The 18,031-nt window shown below is 41.6% G+C and carries 12 protein-coding genes; 1 reads left to right on the plus strand and 11 read right to left on the minus strand.

The genetic code is table 11. From position 1 onward, the window contains the following. From RHS_RS25240 to RHS_RS25285, 10 genes are all read right to left on the minus strand, one after another. A partial coding sequence (locus RHS_RS25240; RefSeq protein WP_047834742.1) for a response regulator occupies positions 1 to 1,575 on the minus strand: 1,575 nt, incomplete at its 3' end. A 188-nt stretch (positions 1,576 to 1,763) separates the two neighbouring features. Next, a complete protein-coding gene (locus RHS_RS31965; RefSeq protein WP_395023534.1) occupies positions 1,764 to 8,210 on the minus strand; it encodes a beta-L-arabinofuranosidase domain-containing protein in 6,447 nt (2,148 codons plus the stop codon). A gap of 356 nt (positions 8,211 to 8,566) precedes the next feature. Beyond that, a complete protein-coding gene (locus tag RHS_RS25250; protein WP_395023535.1) occupies positions 8,567 to 9,013 on the minus strand; it encodes a hypothetical protein in 447 nt (148 codons plus the stop codon). Further along, positions 9,014 to 9,856, minus strand: coding sequence for a HipA domain-containing protein (locus RHS_RS25255; protein WP_047834743.1), 843 nt, complete (start codon positions 9,854 to 9,856; stop codon positions 9,014 to 9,016). It lies immediately after the preceding gene. Positions 9,857 to 9,980: 124 nt separating this feature from the next. Further along, positions 9,981 to 10,265, minus strand: coding sequence for a helix-turn-helix domain-containing protein (locus RHS_RS25260; RefSeq protein ID WP_047834744.1), 285 nt, complete (start codon positions 10,263 to 10,265; stop codon positions 9,981 to 9,983). Between the two features lie 73 nt (positions 10,266 to 10,338). Further along, positions 10,339 to 11,796 (minus strand): metallophosphoesterase, encoded by a 1,458-nt coding sequence (locus RHS_RS25265; protein WP_047834745.1) that lies wholly within the window; start codon positions 11,794 to 11,796, stop codon positions 10,339 to 10,341. Continuing rightward, entirely contained in the window at positions 11,778 to 13,094 is a 1,317-nt protein-coding gene (locus RHS_RS25270; protein ID WP_047834746.1) for a replication-associated recombination protein A, read from the minus strand. The genes RHS_RS25265 and RHS_RS25270 overlap by 19 nt, the downstream gene beginning before the upstream one ends. 274 nt (positions 13,095 to 13,368) lie before the next feature. After that, positions 13,369 to 14,007, minus strand: a complete 639-nt coding sequence (locus tag RHS_RS25275; protein ID WP_044293583.1) for a B12-binding domain-containing protein — start codon at positions 14,005 to 14,007, stop codon at positions 13,369 to 13,371. Between the two features lie 117 nt (positions 14,008 to 14,124). After that, positions 14,125 to 15,489 carry a uroporphyrinogen decarboxylase gene (locus RHS_RS25280; RefSeq protein WP_044293582.1) on the minus strand — a complete coding sequence of 455 codons (1,365 nt, stop codon included), beginning with the start codon at positions 15,487 to 15,489 and terminating at the stop codon, positions 14,125 to 14,127. Positions 15,490 to 15,599: 110 nt separating this feature from the next. After that, positions 15,600 to 16,982, minus strand: a complete 1,383-nt coding sequence (locus RHS_RS25285; RefSeq protein ID WP_044293580.1) for an MFS transporter — start codon at positions 16,980 to 16,982, stop codon at positions 15,600 to 15,602. 204 nt (positions 16,983 to 17,186) lie between these two features. Here RHS_RS25285 and RHS_RS25290 point away from each other — a divergent pair, with 204 nt between their 5' ends. Continuing rightward, positions 17,187 to 17,834: a TetR/AcrR family transcriptional regulator gene (locus tag RHS_RS25290; RefSeq protein ID WP_044293579.1), complete on the plus strand. Its 648-nt coding sequence runs from the start codon at positions 17,187 to 17,189 to the stop codon at positions 17,832 to 17,834. A 57-nt stretch (positions 17,835 to 17,891) separates the two neighbouring features. On the opposite strand, the gene RHS_RS31970 is transcribed toward RHS_RS25290, so the two are convergent. Beyond that, entirely contained in the window at positions 17,892 to 18,020 is a 129-nt protein-coding gene (locus tag RHS_RS31970; protein WP_255348116.1) for a hypothetical protein, read from the minus strand. Positions 18,021 to 18,031 lie beyond the last annotated feature (11 nt).

Genomic DNA, 18,031 nt, shown 5'->3' on the forward strand with positions numbered 1-18,031 from the left:
TTTTTGGGTCTTTTTAAATATGTAATTAAAGTAATGGGAATCCTTATAACCAACCTGATATCCGATTTCGGAAGTCTTCTGGTTAGAGCACATCAGCAGCTCCTTTGCCTTATCCATGCGCACTTCTGTCAGGTATTCTACAAATGTCATTCCTGACTCCTGGCTGAATACCGAGCTGAAATAGCTGGGGCTCATATTCACATGAGATGCCAGTCTGTTCAGTGACATATCCTCCTGCATGTAATTTTCTGTAATATAAGACTTTGCCTTTAACAGGATATCCGAATATTTACGCCCGGATGCGTTATCCCTCAGCAGAAGTACATTTTCCAAAAGTTCCCGTACATACTGCTTTGTAGTATCTAATCCCACTATATGTTCGCTCAATCCTTTGATCTCTCCGCAATTTTCTACCAGTTCTTCTTTGCTCAGCTGAATTTCTTCCCCAAATGCGATTGCACTGAAATAGATATCCATGCAGATATACTGACGCATCATTAAGGATTTCAGGTTGTCCTGACTGGTATTTCCAAAATATCCCTTTATAAAGCTCTGCACCTCATCCAGTGTTCCATTTCGCAAAAACTGTCGGATCATTTTTCTGGAGTCCTCCACAGAATATATATTAAACAGATCAATATCTGCAACCGCCCCGGGTATATAACTGTCCTCATATACTACCCTGTTCCAGTTTTCCACAAAGCGGCTTGAAAATATCTTGTCCGCTTCATTATAAGAAATTCTCAGTTCCCGAAGCCTTGATACCATCTTCCCCACCCCTGCATAGTATTCCAGATTTTCATATCCACTGATCAGTTCCACCAGATAATGGCAGAACTCAGAAATCTTTTCATTTAATTCCTCACTGCTGTCACCCTTTATCAGGAAGGCCAGCCCCTCCGCACCTCTCTCATATACAAATACATGGCTTTGGGTTTCTACATATCTCTGGATTTTTTCCGAAACCTCCACTACTCCCTCGGAATATTCTGCCTCATGCTCCTTTTTCCGGATTTTGAACAGAATCATATTATATTTTTCCGCACTCAGCTCCATGCCCAGCTGACGCCCCTGTTCCAGCGCTGCAGACATTGGCACCTGTTCTGTTACAAGCATGGTGAAGAAACACTGTATATTTCTTCTTACATTTTCCTCCATCTCTTTTGAATACTTTTCCAGCAGCATACGTTCCTCCCGCTCTTTTTCAATAATTTCAGCTACCTCTTTTATTGCTACAAGCAGCCGCTTTGAGGATATTGGCTTCAGCAGATATTCCTGTACCCCCATTTTAATCGCTTCCTGGGCGTAGCCAAATTCACCGTATCCGCTTAATATGATGACTTTTGTATCCGGCAGATCACGAAGAACTGCCTTACTCAATTCAAATCCGTCCATAAAGGGCATCTTAATATCTGTGATCAGAATATCCGGTTTGTTTTTTATGATCATCGGATAAGCCAATTCACCATCCGATGCTTCCCCTACAAAAGAAAGCCCTTCCTGTTCCCATTGGATACCTTTTTTGATACCGTTTCGAATTACAATTTCATCTTCTACTAAAAATACCTTGATCATATTTGCCACTCCCTATTCATACTTTTTTTAATTATTCTTCTATATAATAGTAATGCCAAAAATAAATGGAAAAAGAAACGGGATTTCTTATTAATAAGGTGGGATTTTTTATCGTTATAAAAACCGCTGTTCAGCAAAAGGATTTTAACCCCGAATCTAATACGGGATTAAAATCCTTTTTTCATTTCCTATTTAATGGTTATACTTTTGATTTTGGAATATGCTCCATAGACTTTCTTTCCATTAATGGTCCGGTAAGCCCTGATTTTTACATAGTATTTCTTACCGCTCTTTAATCCTTTTACAGAAGCAGATACCACTTTTTGTTTCTTAACTGCCGCTTTTTTCTTGAATCCTTTGGATTTATACTGAGACATATAAACCTCGTATCCGGATGCCCCGCTTATTTTCTTCCAGCTGATATTTGCTCTGCCCTTTTTTGCGGACTTCACTTTTATGGATGGTACTTTTAGAAGAGATGCTTTCACGGCTGCACTGTTAGCACTGCTGTAAGCACCCTCGGATGCCACCGCCTGTACTTTATAATAATAAGTCTTTCCGGCAGTTACTTTGCGGTCCGTATATGCGGAGGAAGTAACCGTCTTGATTTTACGGTAACCGCTTTTTGCTTTTGTGGAGCGGTATAAATTGTATTTTACTGCTTTGGACGATTTACTCCAGCTTACTTTTACTTTTTCCGCACCTGACTGAACTGCTTTTACTTTTCCCGGTGCTGCAAGCTTAACGGTAACCGTCATGGATGCTTTCACTCCTGATCCATCCTGTGCCATCACAGTGATTACAGATTTTCCGGGCTCTTTTGCCAGGATACTATTTCCATTGACTGCCACTGATTTTGTATTGGAAGAACTGTATGTTACTTTTTTATTGCTTGCATTTTCCGGTGAAATCAGTGCCTGAAGTGCAAAGATTTCTCCCACTGTTACTGTTTTCGATGTTGGATTCAACGCAATACCCTTAACCGGAACCGGCTTAGGTGCCGGAGCTTTTACGGTCACGGATAAGGATACTTTCACACCAGAACCATCTTCTGCCGAAACAGTTATGATGGCATTTCCTGGTGCAGCCGCTGTTATTTTATTTCCGCTTACTGCTGCAACTTTTTCATTATCCGACTGATACTTCAGACTCTTATTGGCTGCATTTTCCGGAAGCACTTTCACATCGATCAGGGTACTTTCACCTGTGATCATGGTTTTCTGGCTCCATCCGGGCAGAATCTGACTCACCAGCACTGCCTCTTCCACATTTTTTCTTTCAATTATAACTGTATACTCTTTTAAGGTCACATGATCCTCTGCATATACCCGCAGCGCAGCTTCTGTTTTGTCTCCCTCCAGTGTGATTTTCTGAAGTGCAGAATCATTGACAAGGATGTCATTTATATAGAGCAGTCCATAGGTATCAGCCAGTTTAGCAGTAAATCCAACCTCCTGTGTCTCTTCTGGTACAGTAATCACACAGCTGTCTTCCTTCATTTCCACAGTTCCCACATTGGGAGTCAGGGAAACCAGATATGCATTCTGGCTGTAACTGGTTGCAATATACATCTCTTCTACTAACCGGGCTGAAGCCTCATTTGCCGATCCTTCAAACTTCAGCGGCACTACATCATAAGTCTTCCGGGTGCCCGTTGCAGCATCATCTACCGTAATAGACTGTGCTTTTTTTACTGCATCTTCCGGGATTTCTATCTTCATTTCATAGACAGCATCTTTTCCGGAATAATTTAGTTTTTCATTGTAAATGACCTGATCCCCGGCTGTAATCTTTAATGTTTTTCCATTATCAATCTTTGCTAACTGGCATAAAATGTAGTTAGTCTTTTCTTTGTTGACAATCATCCGGTATGTGAAGAATCCACCCGGTACTGCATAACGTGTTGTCATACCATTTAACGCATTATCACTTCCCCCAACAGAACCTGCTCCATTGTTATCATCCAATTGGTGTATATTGTCGTTTTCGTACTGTCCGTAACCAGCCTTAATAACATCTATTTTTGCCTGGTTTGCACGGCCTTCTTCTTTTTGTTTTAATATAGCTGCCTGCTGATCCTCCGCACTGCTGTCTGCACCTGTAAAATACCAGTAGATTCCATACCGCTGTGTGTGCTGGAGATAATGGGTAGAGAAGGTCAGATCGTGATCCGTTCCTTCTAGTTTAAACGACAGCTTTCCGTCTTCTCCCACTGTCTTAACCAGATATTGATTTATATTTTCCATAAAATCATCTACCGTATATTTTTCAATATCTATGGTCTCTGTTCCCAGAACTGCTCTTTTTCCGTCTTTGGGGCTGGCTGATTCTGAACCGACTACTTTTGTCTTTGGAATAGAAACTGCTACTCCGCAGGTGGTCAGATCCATTTTATCATCTGTGCCAAGCTCTGCACTTAATACCACCGGACCATATTTAAATGCGAATGCTCTTTCATCATCCGGCAGTGTAAATGCCCTGACCTCCATTGGAAGCTGTACACTTACTGTGTCGCCGTCTTTCCATGTACGGTCAATGCAGAGATAACCTCCGGCAGTTTCTGCTTTCTGATCTACTCCATTCACTTTTACAACAGGCGTTCCCGCAACCCATGAGGGAACAGAAAGGCGTAAGTTCAAATCAGCCTTATCAGCTCCGTTTAATAAGGATATGGTAAATTCTGAGGTATCTGTCTCAGGGATAGCCGTTTTCTGAGTCAGTTTTACATTCTTCTCATCCCAGGTTAATTCAGAACTCAGATACTGATTAACAAAAAGGGTATGATCTTTATAAAAATAAATACTGTCCCCAAGCTTTGTAAAATTCTCCATTCCGCTGCCTGTACAGCACCAGAACTGGTTATTATTGATATTGGTATCTGCATATACCTTGAAATATCCGGCTGCCATTGGCTGGAAATAGGTAGTCATCCCCGTTTCCGGATTTATGGAGGACATAATGGCATTCAGGAAAGTGTTCTCGTAATAATCGGAGTATTTTTTATTTCCGGTTATCTTGAATAATTCCCTGGTCATTTTAAGCATGTTGTAAGTATTGCAGGTCTCACAGTTACACTGGGTCCGCTCCGCATCCAGGATATTGTCTGCGCCGAAGTGTTCCCACTCACTGTTGCCTCCTGTAATATAGGTATGTCGCTCAATTACCATATCCCAGAATGCTTCTGCGTATTGCAGGTAACTGGAAGCATCCTGTTTTTCTCCATTGATTGTTTTCCCATCCAGCGCGCGGTAGCGGTTTAATGCTCCCAGGAATTTGGGTATGGTGGTATTGGCATGTTTTCCATTTAATATATTTGGTGTTCCGGCAAGTACATTTTCAAATAAGGTGTCTTCATCAAACATATGAGCAGCTTTGGCATGCTCTTCCTTACCGGTACATTTGTAAAGTTCATAGAGACAGTCATTCATGCCTCCGTATTCAATGTTCAGTACCCGGCGCTGCGTGGCTGCATCCCACTTGCTGGTTCTGTTGTAAATCCAGTCTCCAAGGGATGATGCCGTCTTCAGGGCCTTTTCATCTCCGGTGAATTTATAAACGTCTACCAGTCCTGCAAGTATTTTATGCATGGTATACCATGGTACCCAGTTTGCACCGCCTGTTTTTCCTTCCATAATATCAAACTGTTTTTCAATATTGTTGCGGTCTTCAATCTGCGCACCAAATATGAAACCTGTTCCTATATCATTCTGGCATTTCTCCAGTTCCTGAATTAAGTAAGCAAGACGGTCTTTCATCCAGGTTCTGTCTTCTTCGCTGTCCGCTGTCAGATATGCCTGTGCACATGCTGTCAGGTAATGTCCCAGGGTATGCCCGCCGATATAGCTGTCTTCCCATCCGATGTAAGTCTGTTTATTCTGCGTACTTAATCCTGCCGTCTCCCGGAATCTGGACAGCAGCCTGTCCGCATCAAATTCCTTTAAAAAAGCAATATCTTTGTCGGTAACCTGGTCATAGTAATCATTTGTTACATCTACAGCTTCCAATGGAAATTCTTCAATTCCGGTGATGTCCGTTTCTGCCAGAACAAGAAAACGGAACGATTTATCTTTCGTAAGATTTCCAAGTGTCAGGGTTGCCTTTAAGATTACCTCTGCGTCCTTTTCTCCTGCCTGAGGCCTGTTCACCGTACCATCTGTGGAAATCACATTGGTATTACTGCTTTCCCACTGTATACTGCTTCCGTTCAGTCCCATCTTCGGCAATTCCAGGTATTCTTTTGTAAGTTCTCCTTCTTTTAACTTTAATGCCTTCTGGTCTTCGGCAATCCGGTCCTCATCTGTCATATCCAGATTTTTATCCGCATAATTCTGCCAAACCTCCTGATCGCTCATGGCATAATTATAGACATCAAAATAAGAAATTGTTCCGATGTATCCCGGATCGTTTCCATAGAGTGACAATCCCATATATCCAATAGCATCCTCAGGATTTTTTACACCATTTTTTAAAATATCTGTCAGGTTATATCCGTGTTTTGTAGTTCCCGCAAGCTTACCGTTGAGATAAAGTTTCGCAGTCTGGTCTTCACTGAATACCATGGCAGCCGTTGTATCTTCGCCTGGTTTTATTGCACCGCCGATATTCACGGACTGCTCACTTTTGCCATTTGCTTTTAAGGTAAAAGCAACCTCTCCGCCGGCTCTGATCGGATTCAAAAAGACGTAATTATTTACATCTTTTGTTCCCAGATTAAAAACCCAGGCAAAGTCCATCTGTGACGTATTGAATTTCATTTCGATGGTAATACTTTCATCTCCATCTTCGATAATGCCGGAAGGAATCTTAACATACTGGTTTTTATTTCCCGTAAACTTAAGCTTCTTTTCCCCATCTTCATCTGTTGTTACATTGCTTTCATTCATTCCGGCCAGGGGTGCATTGCATCTGCCCTGTTTGTCTACCAGCATACCGTCCTGTACCGTCATATCATAGCTTACATACAACTGGTTTTCTGTCAGTGCCGGAACATTCAGCGTAAATTCCTTTGTTTTCGTCACATCCCCATATGTGACAGAAGCTGTCAGGATTACCTGGGCATCTTCTTCTCCGGGATTTGGGCGAACCACCTGTCCCTGGTTGGAAATGACTTCTTCCCTGCTGCTGTTCCAGGTTATGGCACTTCCATTTCTTCCGGCATCCGGAAGCGTTACATCATGAACCAGCGTATCCGTATTTACAAACGGATTTAACAATGCCAGATCTTTATCCACGATTTCTTCATCGGTATAAATCCCCCCGTAGCGGTGGTACAATGCAGAAACTTCTTCTGAATCGGCACAGTGGCTGTAGATTTCAAAATCATCAAATGCCAGTTTTGCAAATCCACCGTTGTATTTTGGAGAATTAAATCCCAGATATTTATAATCTGAATCATTTCCGTTAATTTTATTTCCTTTGTTATTATATGTCAGTTCCTGTGGAATCCCATTGCGGTAAATACAGGCTGCTCCTGTCTCACTGTCATAAGTCACTGTGACATATACCCACTCATCCACCGGGAAAAATTGATCCCTGTCATCCTCTACCGATATCTCCATAGGCTGTCCACCACCTACCGAAGTTCCAACAGACAACTTCAGCGGTACTGTATCGCTCAGGCTGGACAGATACCATCCTTCTCCTGCGTAATTACCGTTGGGCTTTGCCCACATAATAATATGCTCGCCCTTGCCCAGTGCTTCAGGAGCTTTTACCCAGAATGCCGCAGTCAGCATAGACGGCTGCAGGGACGCGCTGTTCCCCAGATTCAGATAAGTTTTCCCATCTAACTGCAGTGCATTTCCATTCATTCCTTCTATGTAATTTTCAGATCCGGTCAATGCTATCGGAAGATCTTTTCCGGAAGTATCCGAAACGTTCCCGTCAAACTTTAACTGAAGTTCCAGATCCGCATCCTGAATTGGCTCACTGGTGTAGATCCGAATCCAGTTAACATTAATTGTCTTCCCTTTTACTTCATCTGATTTACGCACATCCACACTCAGATAGCCATTTTCATCTGCCGTTGCTTCACCTTTCACTACGGCATTGCCACTCTTGGGAATGTTACCGCTGCTTCCGATATGCTGCTCTGATTCTTCCCCTCTGTTTGCGTAGACTTCTACCGGGCTGGAATTCCCCCAGTTATTGCCTACTCCAACTTCCACATCATAGGTCTTGCCTGCCTGAAGTTCAAATTTATAATCTACGTAAAGCTCTTTGATTCCATTTTCATTTTGGTTTCTTCCGTAACGGAAACTGAGTTCCTTAGAAACACCATCTTGTGCCAGCTGCTCATTTGCCCATGTAAGTTTCGTATAGACACCCGTGACCGGATATGTCTCTTCTGAAACTTCTCCTGCGGGATCATCTATCCCCCACATTCTGCCTGTGCCGGGATCTTCTCCAAAGACATGGTCCGTAACTGTATTCCATGCTCCGAACTCATCCCCCTCTGATACCGTAGTCACATCATGATCACCTGCATCAACAAAATAAAGTAATGTCTTCTTCGCCTCTTCCTGTGTTCCAGACTCTTCTGCATTTGCCTGCATTGGCGCCACGCTGCCGAGAACCATCGTAACAGCCAAAAAACCGCTTAGTAACTTTTTCCATAAAACCTGCTTTTTCCTCATTGTAATCTCCTCTCCAGTTTTGTTAATGGCTGATTCCGCTGAATCAGTTTGCCATTTCTTTGCCCGGGTATGTTTGAAACTGCTCTCTGTCCGCAAACTGGTACATGCAGATCACGGAAATGAATTTTACACACGCTCCGGATTCCCTCGCTTTCTTAGTAATGGTTTAAGTATATTTTATGGATGGAAATATTCAATGTTCATTTTTATCAAATGGGTTGGATTATTTATCTTATTTTGTTATGGCGGCATTTTATAAATGCGCACAAAAAAAGCCGGAACGCAATTTTTTCGATTATTAATTGCTTTCCGGCTCCTATGAATCAAATTGTTACTATGCTATTTCATCTGCGTTATTACTCTTCCACCACCAGATTATCCTGTGATGCCTTATATGGTGTCCGAATCAGCCACTCAAATGGATCATAATAATTTAATCCAACTGCTTCCATCATCTCCATTACATCCTGCCTGTTCTTCGGTGGCGTCCTCTGTAATATAAATGCCGGGACATGGTTTACCCTGTAATATTTACGATATCTGCAATCCATATCAATCCCCGGAATTCCCAGAAATGCTCCCGGTTCCTCATCTGCCAGTTTATCAATTGTTTCCCAGTATGGCTCTATAATATACTGAAACTCCTCATTCCAGAAATGCTCATAAGTTATTCTGGCAACAGGTATTTTATTTTCTTTCCATACCGCCTTTATATCTGCGATTCTGCTATAATCCGGCTCTTCCAAAATGGGTGTAGTTACTTCGTTTAATGGAACTGCATCAATAACATCCTTCTGCAACATCTATTCTACCTCTTTATGAAATATATGTTTATAACGATATCTTAAAATTAATTTGTAAAAATCTTTTCTATTCTCACTGATAAATGCAGTTTCATCAATACATTTATCTATTTTCTTAAAATCGATTTTATCTGTAATTTTCTTTTCTGCTTTCTTACAGCCTACAAAATCTCCATTATTTATTACGTCATAATAAGATGACTTTTTCCCATCCAGAAGAATCTGTGATGTAGGAAAATGGTAAGTTCTTTTATCCATTTCCTCCTGACTATTCAAAATCCTGTCAAGCTCTTCATCCTGAAGCCGTGGAAAAAGAGAGGACCCGTTGTCATAAATTGGTGCCAGTCTGTAACTTGTAACTCCTTTTAAGAACCCCCAATTATAGCCATGTCTGTCAAGATTTGCAATCAATGCATCTACGATAAACATCTCCCAGAATCTTCGTATTAACTCTTGTCTCGCAATAACTTTTGTACGCTGTTCCAAAAGATATTCAATTTCTCTATAACTATATACCGTATGTTTTTCTCTCTCCGTATCAAAAGAAGAATCTCCTGTAGATGAAAATTCCACTAATGTTTCCCCTGTTCCAGCAGTAAAGTCCTTTACAGCCACAACCTCCTGTCCTTTATAGATACCTAATAGTGTATCATGCACATCCAAGCCTGTTGTTTTAATAATATGGCTGGCGAGATACTCAGAAATATGGCTATAAGAAGGTTGACCGTTTACTACTTTCCTAAACTTCAACATATACGCCTCATCATGATACAGAATTCCGGTCTTTTTTTCACTCCCGGAATATAATATCCCGCTTAAAGTGCAATCACTAAAATCAATCATTTATTCGTTCCCCATATCTCTTCTTTTCATTTATGACAAACAGGAAACATGTAAACACGCTCCCCTCCGGACGATCCCCGCCATAGTTCCAACTTTTCTACAGTGATAAAAAACTTTCAGCTTTTTAATTTCCTTCATTTATAATCTCCACAATGGATAAAAACGGAACTTCTTCAAATAAATTTTCAAGTTCTCCGTGAATTTCAAGTGCGATCGCTATCTTCGTTAAAGAAATCAATGATATTTCCCCTTCTTGCTCAAACCGCTTCACAGAACCTAAGCTTACTCCTGATTTTTCACTCAATTTTTTCTGTGATATTTTTCTCCGCTTTCGGATTCTGCGTATTCTTTCCGCAATAAGTTTATTAATTTCTCCGGGTGATTTTTGATTGAAATGATATATATTCATAGCTAATATTTTATCCCATTTCTGATATTTTATCAAGTATTAGATAATATATTAGCCATCTATTGCTTTCTCTCTATTTCGGTTCCACAAATACATGAAATCCATCCGTCCCCAGATAATTTTTCTGCATAAGCTGCAGTACTTCCTCTGCCGGCATAACCATATTATTAACCGCTGGCAAATAAATATCAACATTCTGAAACGCGATATAATTGCTCCTGTCTTTTCTTACCGAATGAATATCTGTCATGCCAATATTATATTTTTTAATGGTTAGAAACATCAGCCAGAATCGAATTACATCATAGTCATCAAGCGGACGCATGTCTTCTATCATATGTGGCACATTATTATAGACGTAACCGGTTATAACAGCCGCGGTAACGAACGCCCTGATATCGCTAAAATCATTTTCCTCCAAAACCGCAATGGACGCAAATACAGATTCAACAATGTACTTAGATAACCGTTCCGTCACAACATAGTCACAAAAATTTCCCTCCAGGCAGCCATTCAGAATTTCCATGACTTGTTTCAGATAACTGCTTCGGTCATTCGCTAATGCTGCAAAATTCTTTTTATTTGCCGCACATCTTTTAAAACCCCGGGTCTTTATCTGGGTAACCATCTCAATATCCCTTATGGTATCCGTAACGGTAATCGGCGAAAAGAAAGCGGATATCATACTCTCTTTCGCTAATGCAATACCGCTGCTGCCGGAGATTCTCTCCAACCTGCCAAACAGTTCGGATGAATAACGGCTTTCACCCGCTACTTGTTCTGCTGATTTATTTTCATAGCCAATCTGATAGGACACGTTATTATAACAATGTATCTGTTTATGATGGGTATGTCCGAAAATATTCCAGCTGTTTTCTGCCTTAAGACCGGTCAAAGAACTCCACCAGCAGTCTGTATCTTCCCTTGTGAAATCAAACATTGGAAAATGTGTAAGAATCAAAACCTTTTCTTCCGCAGATACGACCTCATTTGCAAACGCAACCCAGTTACCATGAAATTCCTTTATCTGTTCCGGGTGAAAACCTTTTACCATACACGCATCCGGCAATTCCGTAAATTGCTCCAGTGGGATGTCACCTCCCACCCTTCGTCTGAAACTTGTCCATCCGGTATCGCCAATAACACAGAGATCATCATAATAATATTTTCTGCCCGTTATCAGCAGCCTGAAATACTGATTTTCCTTTGTTGCAGTATCAAATAAAGCAATCAGCTCCTGATAGCTTTTTGGGGACTGACTCCAGTAGTCATGATTTCCCAGGACGCAAAATCCCCTGATTTTATTCTTCTCCAGCTCCTTTATAAATCCCAGAGTCTTTCTATAGTCGTTAAAGTAATCCCCTGCCAGACATAACAGACAATTTCCGTAGTTTTCTTTTATAAATGATAGAAACTCTTCCTTTAATCTATCTGCTGCTTCCGGATTAAATTCCTGATTGGTAAAATCAAAGTGCAGATCAGATATAAATACTATGGGACGATACGACAACCCTATTTTTTCATTTTCCACTCCTTAATCTCCTCCAGCCGTGCTTTGATCTCTTTTTCCGTTCCCTGCCCGGTGGGCTCATAATAAGTACGATCCTTCAGGCTGTCCGGCAGGCACTGCATCCTTGTCAGTTTCTCCTCTGTATCATGAGCATACTCATAATCTTTCCCATAATTCAGATCTTTCATCAGTTCTGTAACGCCATTTCTGATCTGAAGCGGTACCGGTTCGGCAGGAAGCTCACGGATATCTCTTTTGACAGCATTGCACGCAGCATATATTTTGTTCGATTTCGGAGCCATTGCAAGGTAAACGACAGCATGGGACAGGTTGACATCGCACTCCGGCATTCCGTTAAAATGGCAGGCCTGATATGCCGCCACTGCCACCTGCAGGGCATTACTGTCAGCCATGCCGATATCCTCACTGGCAAAACGGACCAGACGTCTCGCCACATACAGAGGGCTCTCGCCCCCTTCCAGCATTCTCATAAGCCAATAAACAGCTGCATCCGGATCACTGTTGCGCATGGATTTATGGAGCGCCGAAATAATATTATAGTGTTCCTCCCCCGTCTTATCATACAGGAGTGATTTCTTCGTGATACACTGCTCCATAACCTGATCGGTCACAGTGACCTGCTCCGCACTCATCTCACCGTTTAAAATCGCCATCTCCAAAGTATTGAGGGCAGTTCTGGCATCTCCGTCGGCAAATCCTGCGATTGCCCGCAAATGATGTTCTTCAATAGCGACCTTCTGATTCCCAAACCCCATGGGATTGCTCAGCGCATTATGCAGCAGCTGCACCAGATCTGATTCTACCAGCCCCTTTAAGACAAATACCTTGCATCGGGACAGAAGCGCCGCGTTAACTTCAAAGGACGGATTTTCCGTCGTTGCACCGATCAGCGTGATACTGCCCTGTTCAACGTATGGAAGAAAAGCATCCTGCTGAGCCTTGTTAAAGCGGTGTATCTCATCCACGAACAAAACCGTACGAATTCCCATCTTCCGGCTGGCCTCAGCCTTAATCATTACCTCTTTAATTTCCTTGATACCACTGGTCACAGCACTGAAATTAATAAAATCTGCTTTTGTCCGTCCTGCAATAATACGTGCCAATGTGGTTTTCCCAACCCCCGGAGGCCCCCAGAATATCATCGAAGATACCTGGTCCTGTTCGATCAGCCTCCGCAGGACTTTTCCTTCCCCCAGCAGATGCCGCTGGCCCTGGAACTCTTCTAGTTTTTCCGGCCGCAGACGGCTTGCCAGAGGATTATATTTTTCTCTGTCATCAAAAAGTGTCATTTGCTCCATGATCTTTTACTCCTTTGGATGAATTTTACGTTCCTGCCTGTGATGTCTGTTATCATTCATTATAATTCACCGAACATACATTCGTCAATCTTAACTTCAGCAGAATTCCAGTTTACCCACAGAATTTATGACAATAAGAACCTCGACTTGGGGGGAGCAAAATTTGGAGGGTGCAAAATTAATCTCCCCGGTAATATTTCATACCAGGGAGATGCTTATCTGATGCTTATCTGATTTTTATTTGATCTTATCTGATTCTTATTAAACTTTAAAATTATGCACTCTTAGCCCACTCCGTACATGTCTTCACTGTATCTGCCGGATTTATCGCCCAGGCATCCGCCCCTACAATGTCACATACTTTTCCTGTTACCGGAGCCCCGCCGATAATTACTTTTGCCTGATCCCTCAGACCTTCTTTTTCCAATGCATCAACAACTGCTTTCATAGAATCAATTGCCAGTGTCAGTACTCCGCTCAATCCAATAATCTGGATATTATCCTCTTTCATTCTGCGGATAATTTCATCTGCCCCTACATCAATTCCCAGATCCACTACCTCAAAACCGCCGGCTTCCAGCATGGCCTTAACAATATTTTTCCCAATATCATGCAGGTCCCCTTCCACAGTACATAAAATCATTTTGCCGGCTTTTTCAGTAGAAGCTGCTGCTAATGCTGGTTTGATAATATCCATTGCTTCTGTCATCAGTTCACCGGAAAAGATAAGGTCGGATACAAAATACTCATTGGATTCGAACCGCTCTCCAACCACATTCATTCCTTCCTGGCAAGCCTTCATTGCTTCCGGGGCTTCTTCACCGCCATCTGCCATGACCTGTTCTAATATTTCCAGTACAAGATCCTCCTCTAAATCAGCCATTGCATTTTTTAAACTATCATAATCAAACATAACATACCTCCTGTTCCCGCTTTGTTTTTCCGCAGTTTTACTATATCTTCTCAATACGATTCATTTTGTTATATGGTATATTCTACTTTCTCAATCCATTTACTGTTGTCTTCTGATTTACTCGCATAACAGATAGACATAACGCAGTATCTCATCCTCCAGATCCATCACAATATCCTTAGCACTCTCTGGCGTATATGGATTCATCTCCAGATACTTCTCCCAGCTGCGGTAATATTTACTCTCAAACGGAGCAAGCTCAGAATGTACATAGTCTTCCTTATTAAACTGGAGACCAGCCTGACCGCCTGGATTCTGATATACTCCGTATTCCCTTACCGTTTCACAAACTGCAATCAGATTTTCCAGATTGATATCATTAAAGGTAAGTGCTCCCTTATCAAATCCAAAAATGAATTTGCCGCCCGGCATCATGATATCCAGGAATTCTTTTACATAGTCAATACATTCCTGTTTGGTACCCGTCCGAAGCAGCGATAACGGGAACAGACCGGAAATGATATGTTTATTGCCAATCTTTTCTTTCACAAGCTTTGCATCTCCCATTTCAAAGGAAAGATAAGTATCCGTAGGCAGTTCATACAGATAATCCAGATAACGCATCCAGTCATGCTCACAAAATGCATTGATATGGAGTCCCAGAGATGCATAATCATTTGCCTGGCGTAAGAATGGCTCCCACCATAATTTCACAAAATCTTTTTCCTTCATATAAGTAGCCAGATGAAGCGGGAAGAATACATGCCCGTAATTGGAAATCTGTTTCGGAAGACCTGCCTTGTAGTTCAGCGTATATACTGCATTCACTGCATCCAGAACTTTATCCGGCCTTCTTCGGATATCCATACACATCGCACTCAAGCTTCTCATATTGTCAGTCAATATATCCAGAGGCGCATAACACATGGAAGTAAATACCGGACTCATACCATATAATCCGTATTTTTGAATCAGTTTCCCCATCATAGCACCATTCTGCATCATAAACCGGTCCTTTGATGCCAGACCCTGATAGAGCGCCATCATTGACCGCCCCGGGTCCTTTATGAAATCAAGCCCGTTGTAATTTCTGGGCAATACCTTTTCAATGATACAGTCATATGGGTTTTTGATAAATTCATCATACTCTTCCGGCAAAAGCCCAACCGTATTGGGGTGCTGCATAAGACCAGCCTTATTCATCTTAAAATTATTGGAATCCAATGCCTGATAAGCGATCGGCATACGGATTGTTCCGCCATACATGCAGACATCCGATGGAACCAGACGGCATAATTCGTCTGCTGCCTTCTCTAATAATTCCGGATGCCAGATTGCCTCTTTTCCGTCTATGCCTGCGTAACCCGCTATTACTTCCAGGCCCAGATTTACTTTAATTGGTACTCTTTTTGGAATTTTATTATCAAATACATCATGAAATATCTGATTCCGTTCCGCTCTTAATTCCTCCGTATTATTCATATAGAACCTCCTGTCATTACCTGTTAATAGTTTATTTTAAAAACGGCTGTTCAAACTGCCTCCTTTCCTCCGCTATTTACAAATGATCTCCCAGCCATCCATCTCTACCTCTATTTTGCAGCTTTTGCTCTTTTTGCATTTAACTCTTCCCTTACCTTATCCATCTTCGCCGGGGTAAGTCCATAGAAGAACATCAGCACCGTACTGATAATCAAAAATGCTGCCGGCATTCCCATTGCCATAAACCGAATACCCGTTACTACCTGAGTGCTTGGTTCTGTTCCGCCTACATACCCAACGATGGACAGACCGAAGCCTGCGATTGCCGTACTGAAAACTGCTGCAATCTTAATAGACAGCTGGAACAGGGAAAAATATACACCACGGGCATTTCTCCCGGTTTTCCACTCACAATAATCAACGGTATCCGCATACATATTGATATTTACAACATTCGGCCAGGAATATCCCAGATAACCGACTGAAATCATAATAATAATGAATGTAATATTGCTGCTAAAAACGATTGAAATCAGCATACAGACGGATAAAATCATATTGCCCACCATATAAGCCTTTTTCTTGGATAAAAACTTGGTTATAAGCGGAACGCTGGTAGCCCCTACTAATGCCAATATGTTTACAATACCAAAAAATGTAGAAGTTGCATCCTTATTTTTTGCTACGTATTGGAAGAAATAAGGGAACATCGCGTAGGTCATCAGCAGACTTAGAATTCTCGTAATATCTGCAAAGAACAACAACAGCAGATTCCGGTCATGGAATACAAGGCTTACCATCTGCCCTACTTTCAGTTTCTCCTGGGCTCCCGCATTCACTTTTACCGGCTCATTCTGAATATCTTTTCCCTTTGAGGCATAGATCAGATTCATATAACATAAGAAGCAGATCAGTCCAACCAGAAATGCTGTCCAGGTGAATCCAGCTACATTTTCTTCTCCATGACCGAAAAATACAATAAGTGGCAGAATGAAAAATCCCGCAAAGATTTTACCAATGGCACCACCCTGTCCACGGAAAGTGGACAAATGTACACGTTCCTTCGGGTCATCCGTAAGAGAAGAGCTTAATGAGGTATAGCCTGTATAAGCAATATTCGTAGCGATACAAAATGCCGCATATATAATGCACGCTGTAATTGCTTTAGGAATCATATCCATAGAATTGTTTGTGAACATAATCCCATTGAGCAGCAAAATCAATGGAGCGCCTATCAGAACCCATGATCTGTACTTGCCCCAGCGCAGATTACTCTTTTCGATTGCCGCACCGATAATCGGCGGACTGATACTGTCTATAATCCTGCCAACCATCATCAGGGTACCTGCTGCTGCCGCAGTGATACCTGCATAATCCGTATAGAACATTAGTAAAAAAGTATTTGACATTGTAACCATAAACATAAAACCATAATCAGCCAGACCATAGGAGACTTTTAAATACGTTCCAAGCTTTTTTCCCTGCTCATTCATTGCAATACCTCCATCCCTTTTTTTGTTTCCGCTAAACACCCGCATTTAATTTTTGTATTTTTCCGCTTCTATACAATTTTTATTATAACATCTATTCCATTTTTTGTCTATATCTTACAATGTATTTAAAAATTTTTGTAAATTTTTATCTATTCTTACAAGTGTTTTTTATGATAAACTGATAAAAAAGCGGCAGGTGATTCTATGCAATATACAAAAGGAATACAAACACAGGAGCATATTTTCCAGATTGGAAAGGAACTGATGTATAAAAACGGATATAAAAATACCACCATCAGTATGATCGTGGATGCAGCAGATGTTCCTCATGGACTTGTAAATTACTATTATAAAAAACCGGACTTTGCAGCCAGGCTGTATCTGGAATATTTTTCATCCATTGACCGGTTACTAAACGCTCTGATACCGACCCACATTGAAAATGAGCTGCAATTTCATATTCTCCAAATGAAGATTGCACTCACTCAGATTTTTAAAGATGCAAAAGCAAAAGCTTTCTACTATGAAGTCAGCAGGCTGAATCTGGCTCCCAAAGAATTGCATGACAGTATACGAAGCCTGCAGGTTTCTGCCTTACATCATTTAAATACCGTCATGAATCCGGAAGATTATTATCTCTGTGCTATTGCAGAATACGGCGCGCACAAAGTACTGCTGGACCAACTGGCAGAATTTAAGGAAACCGATGACCGGTTTGAGCGCATTGTTGAGCTGATCTCTACCATATCCGTACGGATAGCCGGGCTGGATCCGCTGATTATAGAAAAGAATATTTTGACCACCAGAACTTTGTTTGATCAACTGGATTATTCGAATATACATATGTTCTGAGCGTATCTTAAAACTGGCTCCCATATCGGAGACTCCCATCATGCTGGAAAACCAGCTTTATATCACAGCATTGCATCCTAAAAAGAGCAGCGGGCAATCTTCTGTTATTGCCGCCTCCTGCTCTTTCCAAATATGCTCCTGACCTTCAAAGCTTCTGGTAACAGCCAGACCCAGCTTATTTTCCAACCCCCTCCCCC

The organism is Robinsoniella sp. RHS, assembly GCF_001029355.1.
GTDB classification, from domain to species: domain Bacteria; phylum Bacillota; class Clostridia; order Lachnospirales; family Lachnospiraceae; genus Robinsoniella; species Robinsoniella peoriensis.

What these genes read in the sequence shown, in the direction of transcription:
- RHS_RS25290 (WP_044293579.1), top strand. Translation starts at nt 17,187, where the DNA reads ATGCAATATACAAAAGGAATACAAACACAGGAGCATATTTTCCAGATT.
- RHS_RS25275 (WP_044293583.1), bottom strand. Translation starts at nt 14,007, where the DNA reads ATGTTTGATTATGATAGTTTAAAAAATGCAATGGCTGATTTAGAGGAG.
- RHS_RS25280 (WP_044293582.1), bottom strand. Translation starts at nt 15,489, where the DNA reads ATGAATAATACGGAGGAATTAAGAGCGGAACGGAATCAGATATTTCAT.
- RHS_RS25285 (WP_044293580.1), bottom strand. Translation starts at nt 16,982, where the DNA reads ATGAATGAGCAGGGAAAAAAGCTTGGAACGTATTTAAAAGTCTCCTAT.
- RHS_RS25250 (WP_395023535.1), bottom strand. Translation starts at nt 9,013, where the DNA reads ATGTTGCAGAAGGATGTTATTGATGCAGTTCCATTAAACGAAGTAACT.
- RHS_RS25255 (WP_047834743.1), bottom strand. Translation starts at nt 9,856, where the DNA reads ATGATTGATTTTAGTGATTGCACTTTAAGCGGGATATTATATTCCGGG.
- RHS_RS25260 (WP_047834744.1), bottom strand. Translation starts at nt 10,265, where the DNA reads ATGAATATATATCATTTCAATCAAAAATCACCCGGAGAAATTAATAAA.
- RHS_RS31965 (WP_395023534.1), bottom strand. Translation starts at nt 8,210, where the DNA reads ATGAGGAAAAAGCAGGTTTTATGGAAAAAGTTACTAAGCGGTTTTTTG.
- RHS_RS25270 (WP_047834746.1), bottom strand. Translation starts at nt 13,094, where the DNA reads ATGGAGCAAATGACACTTTTTGATGACAGAGAAAAATATAATCCTCTG.